The 12,229-nt window shown below is 37.5% G+C and carries 10 protein-coding genes and 1 riboswitch; of the genes, 4 read left to right on the top strand and 6 right to left on the bottom strand.

All coding sequences use genetic code 11. The features are described 5' to 3' along the window. Window positions 1-80 precede the first annotated feature (80 nt). The 3 genes from LKW28_RS01115 to LKW28_RS01105 all read left to right on the top strand — a co-directional run bounded on the left by LKW28_RS01115 (window position 81) and on the right by LKW28_RS01105 (window position 4,613). Complete coding sequence (locus LKW28_RS01115; RefSeq protein WP_229138497.1) at window positions 81-2,747, top strand: cation-translocating P-type ATPase; 2,667 nt, start codon at window positions 81-83, stop codon at window positions 2,745-2,747. A 154-nt stretch (window positions 2,748-2,901) separates the two neighbouring features. After that, window positions 2,902-3,324 (top strand): universal stress protein, encoded by a 423-nt coding sequence (locus tag LKW28_RS01110; protein ID WP_229138496.1) that lies wholly within the window; start codon window positions 2,902-2,904, stop codon window positions 3,322-3,324. A gap of 158 nt (window positions 3,325-3,482) precedes the next feature. Next, on the top strand, window positions 3,483-4,613 hold the full coding sequence (locus LKW28_RS01105) for an MFS transporter (RefSeq protein ID WP_229138495.1): 1,131 nt from the start codon (window positions 3,483-3,485) through the stop codon (window positions 4,611-4,613). Window positions 4,614-4,635: 22 nt separating this feature from the next. Here LKW28_RS01105 and LKW28_RS01100 read toward each other — a convergent pair whose 3' ends face one another. The 3 genes from LKW28_RS01100 to LKW28_RS01090 are packed head-to-tail and all read right to left on the bottom strand — an operon-like array spanning window position 4,636 to window position 8,437. After that, on the bottom strand, window positions 4,636-5,091 hold the full coding sequence (locus LKW28_RS01100; protein ID WP_229138494.1) for a flavodoxin domain-containing protein: 456 nt from the start codon (window positions 5,089-5,091) through the stop codon (window positions 4,636-4,638). Between the two features lie 2 nt (window positions 5,092-5,093). After that, on the bottom strand, window positions 5,094-6,140 hold the full coding sequence (locus LKW28_RS01095; protein WP_229138493.1) for a ribonucleotide-diphosphate reductase subunit beta: 1,047 nt from the start codon (window positions 6,138-6,140) through the stop codon (window positions 5,094-5,096). A gap of 14 nt (window positions 6,141-6,154) precedes the next feature. Continuing rightward, a complete protein-coding gene (locus LKW28_RS01090; RefSeq protein WP_420708786.1) occupies window positions 6,155-8,437 on the bottom strand; it encodes a ribonucleoside-diphosphate reductase subunit alpha in 2,283 nt (760 codons plus the stop codon). 151 nt (window positions 8,438-8,588) lie between these two features. Next, window positions 8,589-8,786: riboswitch (cobalamin riboswitch) on the bottom strand. A gap of 401 nt (window positions 8,787-9,187) precedes the next feature. Here LKW28_RS01090 and LKW28_RS01085 point away from each other — a divergent pair. Then, window positions 9,188-9,754, top strand: a complete 567-nt coding sequence (locus LKW28_RS01085; protein ID WP_229138491.1) for a glycerol-3-phosphate responsive antiterminator — start codon at window positions 9,188-9,190, stop codon at window positions 9,752-9,754. A 43-nt stretch (window positions 9,755-9,797) separates the two neighbouring features. On the opposite strand, the gene LKW28_RS01080 is transcribed toward LKW28_RS01085, so the two are convergent. The 3 genes from LKW28_RS01080 to LKW28_RS01070 form a co-directional block, all read right to left on the bottom strand. After that, window positions 9,798-10,502, bottom strand: a complete 705-nt coding sequence (locus tag LKW28_RS01080; protein ID WP_267497820.1) for an MgtC/SapB family protein — start codon at window positions 10,500-10,502, stop codon at window positions 9,798-9,800. Between the two features lie 66 nt (window positions 10,503-10,568). After that, on the bottom strand, window positions 10,569-11,348 hold the full coding sequence (locus LKW28_RS01075; RefSeq protein ID WP_229138490.1) for an HAD-IIA family hydrolase: 780 nt from the start codon (window positions 11,346-11,348) through the stop codon (window positions 10,569-10,571). A gap of 77 nt (window positions 11,349-11,425) precedes the next feature. Then, complete coding sequence (locus LKW28_RS01070) at window positions 11,426-12,181, bottom strand: Cof-type HAD-IIB family hydrolase (RefSeq protein WP_229138489.1); 756 nt, start codon at window positions 12,179-12,181, stop codon at window positions 11,426-11,428. Window positions 12,182-12,229: the final 48 nt, after the last annotated feature.

Below are 12,229 nucleotides of genomic sequence, written 5' to 3'. Positions count from 1 at the left end.
TTCGGAATGATATAATTTTTGTAAGGTACTTCCAATATAGTTCAATAAGAAGACTTTATTTTTTGAAAGAGGTGATGCAAATGTCACACTGGTATAAAAAATCAATATCGGAGGTAGAAACAGGACTTGCTACAAATATTGAAAATGGACTTACTGAGGCCGATGCCAACGAACGACTTCGCAGGTTTGGCCCTAACCGATTCGTAGATCATGAAAAAGCTTCGATTTTAGTAATGTTTTGGGATCAAATTAATAGCATGTTAATTTACATACTTATTGCAGCAGCTGTCATTTCGGCTTTAGTTGGCGAAATTGCCGATGCTTCCATTATTTTCATTGTAATCCTTCTCAATGCAATAATTGGGGTTGTTCAGGAATCAAAGGCTGAAAAAGCATTAGAAGAATTAAAAAAGATGTCCACACCAAAGGCGATTGTCAAAAGGAACGGAAGCCTAAGGGAAATTCCATCTGAAGAAATTGTCCCAGGTGATATTATCATTTTAGATGCTGGACGCTATGTCCCTGCTGATCTACGCCTTGTTGAAACAGCAAATTTACAAATCGAGGAATCTGCGTTAACGGGTGAATCTGTTCCAGTTGAAAAAGACGCATCTCTACTCTCGGGACGTGATGCTTCAATTGGTGATCAACGTAATATGGCTTTCATGACTACTCTTTCGACCTATGGAAGAGGAATTGGTGTTGCCGTAACTACAGGTATGGATACAGAAATTGGAAAGATCGCTAAAATGCTAGGTCAACAACAAAAGGAAACAACCCCACTTCAAAAGAAATTAGACGAACTCGGTAAATTTCTAGGTTTAGGAGCTATCATTGTTTCAATTGTCATCTTTTTCATAGGTTACTTTCAAGGTAGAGAACCATTAGACATGTTCCTTATTGCTGTTAGCTTGGCGGTTGCAGCCATTCCAGAAGGTCTGCTTGCAATTGTAACAATTGTCCTTGCCATGGGTGTTCAGCGGATGATTAAGCATCACGCAATCGTTCGCAAGCTTCCAGCAGTGGAAACGCTTGGTGCAGTCAGTGTGATTTGCTCGGATAAAACCGGTACGCTTACACAAAACAAAATGACAGTAACATCCTTATTTATGGATGATCGTGACAAGGAAATAGGTGACATTTCTCAAGAGCTCGCACAAAAGCATCCATTATTCCATGGGATTACATTATGTAATGATGCACAGGTTACGAAGGATCAAAGTACCGGAGATCCGACTGAGATCGCCCTTGTTCAAGCAGGCTTGAATAGCGGCTTACATAAAGAGGAGCTTGAAGATACCTTCAAGCGAATTTTCGAACTACCTTTTGACTCCGACCGAAAAATGATGACAACTGTTCATACAGATAAGGAAAGCTTTGTTTCATTTACGAAAGGGGCTTTGGAAAGCATTTTGCCAAGAGTAACAACCATTTATAAGAATGGATATATTATCTCCTTAACCGGTGAAGAAGAGGAAAAGATTCAGGAAGCAACAGGAAGAATGTCTGACAAGGCCTTGCGGGTTCTAGCTGTTGCAATGAAAAAGGTATCAAAAAATGAGAGCTTTGATTACAGTTTAGAAACGGAACTTATCTTCCTCGGATTGGTTGGGATGATCGATCCTCCTCGTGAGGAAGTCAAAGCATCAATTGCCTTTTGTAAAGATGCGGGAATTCAAACGGTTATGATTACTGGTGACCATCAAAAGACAGCACTTGCAATTGCAGCCGAGCTTGGTATAGCAAATGATGTGGCGCAGACTTTGACCGGCCAGCAACTTCATGCACTAAGTGACGTAGAGCTACAAGAAAAAGTTAAAAATGTTCGTGTTTTTGCACGGGTATCTCCTGAGCATAAGGTGCGAATCGTAAAAGCGTTAAAGGATAATGGTCATATCGCATCCATGACAGGTGACGGTGTGAATGATGCTCCGTCATTAAAACAGGCCGACGTAGGAGTAGCTATGGGTATCACAGGTACAGACGTCGCAAAAGGAGCAGCTGATATCATCCTTACTGATGATAACTTCGCCACGATTGTATCAGCTGTTGAACATGGTCGAAATATCTATCAAAATATTAAGAAATCCATTTTATTTTTACTCTCTTGTAATCTAGGAGAAATTACTGCTTTATTTATTGGTATTTTGCTTGGACTACCTGCTCCACTAACAGCCGTTCAAATTTTATGGGTAAATCTGATTACGGATGCCCTTCCCGCAATCGCATTAGGGATGGACCCAGATGACCCTGATGTGATGACGGAAAAACCGCGGGATCCAAAAGAAAGTATATTTGCTCAGGGAAATGGCAGTTTTGCGGTATTAAATGGTTTGCTCATTGGTTTTATCACATTGTTTGCATTTGTGGAGGGCCTTCGTTTCTATTCCGGAGCAAACTCTATCTTGTCAATCGATTATGGCAATATTACATCAGATGCTTTAATTCATGCTCAAACAATGGCTTTTATTACACTAAGTATTTCACAATTGTTCCACTCCCTTAACCTTAGAAGTCGTAGGAAATCAATCTTTAAGATTGGACTGTTTACAAACAAATACTTGATTGCAGCAATCTGTGTAGGCATTGCCATTCAAGTTGCACTTGTCTACATTCCGTTTTTTAACAATGTATTTGGTATTCATTTTCTTTCTGTTAATGATTGGCTACTCATTCTTGGACTATCAATCGTTCCAATTATAGGGAATGAATTTACGAAAGGGTGGAAAGGAATTTTCTCTAAGTAATTATTTACTCTTTATTTTTTCGACAATTTAGTTAACTCCCCACAAAAAATGTAAGGAAGATTTATAATTAAGGTAGAGATTGATTCTATGCATGTGGTAACTCGAACCACTTGTAAGTGGTCAATCCTACCAATTCAAAGGGGGTCTTTTTTCAATGACTAGATTTTTAGTACCTGTTGATGGCTCTACACATTCAATTAAGGCATTACAATTCGCTTTAAACCAAGCTGTTGAAAATAATTCAGAAATCATACTCCTAAATGTTCAACCAAGTTATAATACTCCTAATGTAAAACGTTTTGTTACACAAGAACAAATCCGTGCATATCAAAGTGAAGAAAGTAATGCTGCATTTGAAAAAGCATTGGCAGAAACGAAGAACTCTTCAGTTTCCGTGGAGACAAAAACAAGAGTCGGTGAACCTGGAATTGAAATCTGCACTGAAGCAAAAGAAAGCCAGGTAGCTCAAATCATAATGGGTTATAGGGGCCTGGGTGCAATTAAACGAACGGTCCTTGGAAGTGTAAGCTATAAGGTTATTCATGAAGCCCCATGCCCAGTGACTATTGTTCCTTAAACATAGAAAGTTCTAAGAAAAAATAGAACAGAGAGGATAACCAAAGTTATTTCTCTCTGTTTTATTTTTTCGATTCTTCTCAGAATCATTATGAAATCCAACGTCTTATTGACCAGACTTTGCAAGTACGCATATGTTACAAATGGGTGGTGGTCTGGTTGAAACGTTTATTTTTTGTAGCGTCATTACTTATTATTACGGGTGTGTTTGTTGCATCGAATATATACACATTTATTCCCCTTTATCAAAACATTGCAGACTCACTTCATATTTCCGTTGAGCAAGCAGTGATTGGAGGTAGTATTTTTTCCTTTTCTTATGCGTGCGGGTTATTATTCTTTGGACCTCTCTCCGAAAAAATAGGAAGAAAAACAGTCATTCTTCTAGGGTTAATCCTAGCTTTTTTTTTCACTGGATTAGTGGGATTTTCATTTGATGAAAAATCACTTTATTTGTTTAGAAGTCTTCAAGGTTTTGCCTTGGGAAGCTTTCCTCCAGTAGCATTTGCGTATATCTTTGATGCTTTTCCACTTAGACACCGCACCCTCGTGCTGGCCCTTATTAACTGTGGCTTCTTATTTGCAGGGATCCTCGGTCAACTTATTAGTTCGAGCATTACGTATTTCTATGGCTGGGAACATGTTTTTTATTGCTTTGCAATTATTTATCTTTTCCTCTTCATCTGTGGTTTGTTTTTCCTCCCAACTGTACCAGTCGCTAAACAAGCTACTACTTCGCTCTTTCAAGATCTCTTTATAATTATGAAAAATCCTTCATTAATCATATGCTACTTAATCACTTTTTCAGTTTTACTGACATTTATTTCGTTCTATGATGGAATAAGTCAATACTTATATGAAAATTATTCAATCGACCAACAGATAATATTTAAAATAAGGGCGCTCGGATTAGTTGGTGCATCTTTTTCATTATTAACAGGAAAATTGGTACGGCTGTTTGGTGATCGTCGAACATTATTAATGGGTCTATTTCTTGTAGTGTTAAGCCTGAGTAGTCTCCTTTTCATAAGAACACCTGGGATTATTGCTTTTATGTCCATACCCTTCATTGCCGCAATATCTCTTCTTTATCCCGCACTTATATCCATTATTGGTAAGCTTGGTGAACATGCAAGGGGCTCAGCAATTTCGGTATATTCATTTACACTGATGACTGGAGGAAGCCTTGGTGCATTACTTGCTTCTGCCTTAGACTTTCCGATTTTAATAGTAAGCCTTATTGGATTATTTACCTTTAGCATTGCTGTAAGTGTGCGATTAAAACTATGAAATGAAATGAAACAGGGTACAACTAGACAGTTATACCCTGCTTACTATTAACTCGCTCCATTACTATCCGGACAAATCGATCAAATCGATGTTCATCTATTCGTTGTGGCATTAGTTCAACTTTTAAAGTTGCTGCCAAGCTCGAATGCACATATAGCATATCGCGAAATTCATCTACAGCCCCACAAAATTGAGAATAGCATTGGTCTCCGGTACCAAATACGCCTGTTACAATGTCCTTTGGGGAACAGTCCTCAAACGCACGATAAAGCTTCATCATTTCATGCGGAATATCTCCGTTTCCCCAAGTATAGGTCCCGATGATAATCGCATCGTATGTATCCAATTCATAGTAAGGGAAATGTTCCACCCGATAGACATAGCAGCTACCTGTATACCTCCTCATATACTGGGTGATGATTTTCATTGCTTCCTCAGTATTCCCCGTAATCGATGTATACACAATTCCAACCTTCATAGTTATAGCTCATCAAACCCATTGGATTGGGATACTTTTGTGTAGGTCCGTGATTTTTGTTCGAAGAAATCTGATTTTGTGTCATTCATCATTTCATCACTAAACACCTGAATCCAAGGCATTGGGTTCTCCTTATCCTCATATAAATTTTGGAACCCAAGCTGGCGAAGCCTTTTGTTAGCAAGATATTCTACATATTCTTCAAATTCATTTAAATCAATTCCATCAATATCTTTCAAAATATAGTGTGCCCACTCTTTTTCAAGCTCCACCGCCTGTCCAATTGCCTTATAGACATAATCCTTGTTTTCGTCCGTATTGAGTTCCGGGTTTTCCGTTAAAAGAATTCTTACAAATTGAGCAATGAAATACGCATGCTGCATTTCATCCCTTTGAATATAGCTAATCATTGTACTAGTCTTAAGCATTTTTTGTTGTCTCGCAAGATTATAGAAAAAGGCGAAACCAGCATAAAAATAGATTCCTTCCAGATTAATAGAATTGATCGCAAGCTTAAACAGGTTTTCTGGTGTAGGAAGTTCCCTGAACCCCTCGTAAGACTCAAGAATAACCTGATTTCTTTTTCGTACAATCGGGTCATCCTTTGCCTGATTAAATCGTTCCTTTTGTTCATTTAATTGCACAAGTGAACTTAAAATATAGGAATAGGATTCATTATGTACGGCTTCTTGCTGTGAAATAACCGCGAAAATGGCTTTGAAGCTTGAGTCCGTAACATAGTCCATGACCTGATTCATCGTAGGTGTTTGCAAACTATCCAACGATGCGAGTTGAGTGTTGATTCGTAAAAAAACATCCTTTTCAGTAGGGCTTAAATGATCCCATTGCTTGATATCATCCTGCATATTAATTTCTTGTGCTTTCCAAAAATTCGAAAGCAAGGTTTGATACAAAGTATACATTTGGGGATAAGCAATATCATTCCAATTTAATAACCCCGACGTTTCCCCATTTATAATCCCTGTTGATTTGTTTGGAAACTCAGGATTAAATAATTTTATTTTCGTTATTGGCTGATTAGTTGTCATCTATTTTTTCCCCCTTAACTGTGGCAAAGTTCACATTCTTCAATTTCTGATTGTGACGTACTTCTGACATAATAAGTCGTTTTTAATCCTTGTTTCCATGCCTCTAGATGAAGCTGCAGAAGGTCCTTGGCTTTAATATCGTGTCTAACATAAAGATTAAAGCTAATCCCCTGGTCAATATGACGCTGACGTGCTGCATTTTGTTTAATACTCCAGATTTGATCCACTTCATGTCGTGCTTTTCGATAAAATTCATACGTCTTATGATTGATATCAGGAGCTGTTACCTTAAATTTAAAATTCTTTTTCTCCTCCGCATACTCAGCTGCGTAAATAGGATCAATTCCGTCAGTTGAGCCACCAATTTTAGCTGTCGATGAATTGGGGGCTACCGCCATTAGCCAGCCATTGCGCATTCCGTATTGATTCACTTTTTCTTGAAGCTTGTTCCACCGTTCAGCTGTATACTCTCTGCGAGTAAAATAAGCTCCTGTTTCCCACTCTGACCCCATAAATTTAGGATAAGCGCCTTTTTCCTTAGCAAGCTCCATTGAAGATTGAATCGCGTAATAGGCAATATCCTCATAGAGCCTATCCGCAAATTGTACAGCCTCTTCTGATTCCCAGTAAATACCGTTTAATGCTAAAAGGTGATGCCACCCAAATGTTCCTAATCCTACCGCGCGAAACTTTTTATTTGTGATATCAGCTTGCTTAACCGAAATAGTATTTAAATCAACTACATTATCGAGCATTCTAACCTGGATGCGAACTAATCGTTCAAGGACATCTTCCTGAACAGCTCTTGGCAGATTAATAGATGAAAGATTACAAACTACAAAATCACCCGCTTTACGAATGATCACAATATTTCCATCATCATCCACATACTCCTTAGTAATTGCAGTTACTGACATATTTTGAGCAATTTCAGTACATAAATTACTACAGAAAATCGCTGTTCGCCCTTTTCCTAGAAGATGTTTGTTTGGATTTTTGCGGTTTACTTCATCTCGGTAGAACATGTACGGTGTTCCTGTTTCTAACTGGGCAATCATGATTCGAGCCATAACATCCATTGCACGGTAAGTTTTACGTGGTAATAGTGGGTGATTGACAGCATCCATATATTTTTCGGTGAAGTATTTTTCATCTTCTTCATCATAAAAATCTTCAAGTCCTAATGGATTCCCTTTTTCATCCTTCCATCCCATGATTTGCTTTACTTCATGAGGACAAAAAGTGTGCCATTCTCCAATACTTCTGCCGTTTTCATCTACCTGTTGCAGTTTTTCCATAAATAGATCTGGTACGGAAACCCCTGTAAAAATATCATGAGCCTTACGACGTTCGTCCCCATTATTCGTCTTCAAATCGAGGAATCCATTCATTACATCTTTATGGAATAGATCAAGATAAATTGCAATCGCTCCTTGGCGTTGTCCCAATTGGTCAACACTGACAGCTGTATCATTAATGAGTCGAATCCATGGAACTACTCCGGAGGAATTTCCTTTGAATTTTTTTATGTCGGAGCCGAGCGCCCGAACCTTTCCATAGTAAACACCGATTCCGCCGCCGTCCTTTGATAACCTCGCAATATCCCAGTTATTTAAATAGATGCCATCTAGTGAGTCTTCTACTGTATCAATAAAACAAGAGGACAATTGACCAAAGCTTTTCCCCGCATTTGATAGAGTGGGAGTCGCAACAGTCATATATAAATGACTTAATGCCCAATAGGCTTCCTTCACAAGTTCCAAGCGAGTTTCTTTCTTCTCATGCTGCATTAATGTCATAGCGATAATCATGAAGCGTTCTTGCGGAAGCTCGAATATATTACGTTCATAGTCTCTCGCAAGATATCGATCTGCTAATAAAAATAGTCCGATGTATGTAAATAAGTGATCTTTAGCAGGGTCAATCAGTTTCCCTAGCTCTGTAATCTCATCCTTTGTATAGGAGTCTAGCAGATCTTTCGAATAAATTCCTCTTTTCGAAAGTTCCTCTAGCAATTCAAATAAATCCCCATATTTTTGAGAACTGTCGTAGTTTCTATTCGTTGCCGCTTTTTCATAAAGCTCATTTAAAAAGAGATGGGCCGCTAAATAAGTCCAATTGGGCTGATCCATGGCAATTTTGTTTAAGGAGTAAAAAAGTGCATGTTGGTTCGCCTCAGATGTTGAGAATTTCATACCTTGCAGTTTATTTCTTATTTCAGTTGTGTCAAGCTGATAGGTGCTTTCCGCATAATCAAGTGAGTGTAGAATCGAATCTAATTCCCCTTGTGTTGTGATATTCAATTTATTTCTCTCCCTTATCTATATTTCGCTAAACAGAAAAAATCCGCTCAAGTCAATTGAGCGGATGAAACGATAACATCAAGAGAGCATAAATTAAGAGCCCCACCTGTCGCCACCGTTTCATCTTCCCAATCCCCGAGGAAGGTGAAACATCTTAAGAAAAGACAGGTCTCCTGACTTATGCATCACTCTACTCTGAACCCTTCCCATATAAGTACCTACTAGAAGTTAGCTTATACAGTGGCCTGTTCATTTTGTCAGCATTTACAGTTGCGGGGGCAGTTCTGGATTTTCACCAGATTCCCTTTTAAGCCTAAACGGCATCTTTTTCACAAGGCAAAACACAATATGTAGTTTGAAATAATTAAAATCTATCAATATATGCTATTGTATTAATAATAAATGACTACTCCACTTTTAGCAAGACAAATTTTGACAATTATTTCTCGAGAAATAATACTAGTGGATAAGATATAGAAAAAATAGTAATTGCGCATTTGATATAAAGTATCTTGTGATATGGGTAATAAAATCAAGATGGTCTAACATTTCCGCCAAAATCAAATCCTTAGTCATGGATACGCAAAGGATAAGGATTGAAGCTGATACCTTCTAATGACGATAGAGTTAGACCACATTCTAATAAATTAAATAATTATCTTTTCATTCATATTAATTTGATATATGCTAAAAATAGCCCAGTCATATAGTAGCGCTTGTATCTAAGTAAGGAGGCTGTTTTTATTGAGCAAAATAGTAGATTTAGTACAGTCACAGGTTATTGCCTCTGTGAAGGAAGAGGCTGATGTTGAGAAAGCGATTAATAGTAAAGCAAACATTGTCTTTCTCTTAACAGGGAATCTAATTAATGTGAATGATTATCTAAAACGGTTACAAAAAGCAGATAAACAAGTTTTTATTCATATCGATTTTATTGATGGATTATCTAATACAAAAAGTGCAATCAAATATATCGCACACACTTGGAAGCCAACAGGAATCATTACGACAAAAAGCGCGTTAGTCAAATATGCAAAAGAGGAAAAACTAATGGCTATTCAACGGATATTTCTTATTGATGGAGCAGCGATATCAAAGGGAATTGAAATGAGCCTCTCATGTAAACCGGACGCAATTGAAGTTTTACCGGGACTAATGCCGACAATTATTGATCAATTAACTAAAAAGGTGAGATTACCAATAATCGCTGGGGGTTTAATAGCTTCAAAGGAAGATATATTGCAAGGATTAGAAGCCGGAGCACTCGCGATTTCTTCTGGAAACCCAGGACTATGGAATTTTGACCTATAAAAAATGAGGCTAACTCAAATGCAAGTTAGCCTTAGCCAATTACTTAACCATCTATTTCTGTACTATAAATGTTATCAATTCTTGAGACACCGTAATAAATATCTGGAGTAGTTTTTTTATAACTCGCTCTTACCTTTAAATCGACCAAATAGGATCCATCACGCAATTCCTTAATTCTAACATTTTCAATCTTAATATTGTCTTCCTGTATTTGTTTAATTACCACTTCTATGAACTCCCTATTTTTTAATATTAGCCTTAATGTAAGTTCTTTTGATCGTAGCTTCCAAAAACCAAGTAAGCTAATTAAAAATGGGATTACCTCTACACTAATTATGATGAGGACGACTCCCATAATTGCTGCAATATAAAAGCCGGCACCAGTAGCAATACCTATTCCTGCTGCTCCCCAAACCATTGCAGCAGTGGTTAAACCGGTAATCGTATCATCTTCTCTTCGCAAAATAACACCGGCACCTAAGAAACCAATTCCTGAAACGATTTGGGCTGCCAAACGTAAGGGATCCATCTGTATATTTATATACTCAGATCCGGGAAATAAATAGGCAGATTGGATAGACACAATCGTTAATAAGCAGCTTACAATTGAAATAACCAAACTTGTTTTTAATCCGAAAGGTTTTCGTTTCAACTCACGTTCAAGTCCAATCGTTAATCCTAATATTGCTGAAATGAGTAATTTCATTAGCATATCCATATCCATTGAATTTATCAATATATCTAACATCTTCATCATCCCTTTTTCATTCACCAACGATCTATGGATAAACCTTCTTATAAACCAAGCTATCTCTTATAAATTTACTATATCCTTAATACTATTTAGTACATATGTTGGCTTATAGACAGTCTTCTCTACCATATCGGCTGTTGAAACCCCAGTTAGCACGAGTACGGTATTCATGCCATTCTCAAACCCCATTCTTATATCGGTTTCTAAACGGTCCCCTACCATATAACATTGCTCAGGCTTTAAATTCAAAATTTCATTTACTACAAATTCAGCTGTTTGACGAGAGGGTTTTCCAATTACAGAATCAATTGGTTGCCCTGTTGCACCTTCCAAAGCACCGATAATTGCACCACAATCCGGTAACTGGCCACCCCCAAAGACCGGACATGTTCTATCAGGATTCGTAGCCAATATAGTTGCTTTATTCAACCATGATTGGTATGCAAGATTAAGCTTTTCATAATTGAACTGTCGATCCCATCCCAACACGACATAAGTAGCTTTTTTTGGGTCATTGGTAATCGAAATATTTTCTTCTCTAAGCTCCTCAAATAAAGGTTTCTCACCAATGACTAATACAGAATCCTGTTCGTTCATATGTTCTTTCAAATATTTTACGGCGATATAATTCGAATTAATAACCTCACTTAAATTTGCATGTATTCCAAGTTTATTAAGTTTCGTTACATAATCATTTCGAGTAGCAATTGATTTATTCGTTAAAAAGACCACTTTATTGCCGGCTTCTCTTAATCTATTTATTGTTTCTACTGCTCCATCAATTATTTGGTCATCCAAATAAACCGTACCATCTAAGTCAAAAATATAGCCTTTTACCATAGTGAGATCCTCCATGACGCATTGTTATAACTACTTATCTATCTTGACTTTCTATTACTCTCAAAATTTATAGTTGCCTATTTCCAAAAGTATTCCATTTCAAAAATATGTTGGCAGATGGCTTTAGCAACACCATCATTTTCGTTCGTATCTGTCGTACAAGCAGCCACTTCTTTAAGGTGGTTATTTGCATTTCCCATTACAACACCTAGTCCGGCAGATTTAATTAATTTCATATCATTATAACTATCCCCGATGGCCATTACTTGGTCCATTCCGATATCAAGCATTGTACAAACTTTCCGAATGCCATACTCCTTGGTAATCCCCTTTATAGAAATCTCCAAATTGTTCGAGCCAGATTGGGTCACCTCCAAATTCCCCCATTTGGTAATCACAGCTTTCATATCCTCAATCACAGCCATTTCTTGATTACTAAATCCAAACTTCATCCACCTTCTATCAAACATTTCCGGTGTCCATTCTTGTTTTCTTGTTAAGCTATCTGGACTATATCCCCAAAACAAGGAATTCGTTTCATTTGCCAAATGATAAAGCTTTTCAATATCTTTTTTATCGATAAAATGTCGTTCTATCAATTCTTCCGGTGATTTCCATATATCTGCACCATTCAATAAAACCATCGGTGAAGATAACCCAAGTTGGGTTCGATAATCCCCCGTATTTTGAACACCACGACCAGTAGCAAACGACACAACAACACCTTTATCCTTCGCCTTCTCTATCCAATACTTAGAAGCATTAGAAATTGTTTTATTATCTAACAATGTCGTTCCATCTAAATCCAGAGCCAGCAATCGATATTTAGACAAACCTATGAACTCCTTTCAAAATACTAAAAAACCCCAGCTATAAAAAAC

The sequence above is a fragment of the Bacillus sp. REN16 genome (assembly GCF_020731355.1).
Taxonomy (GTDB): domain Bacteria; phylum Bacillota; class Bacilli; order Bacillales; family Bacillaceae_L; genus Ferdinandcohnia.
This window is presented reverse-complemented; position numbering and strand designations above follow the sequence as displayed.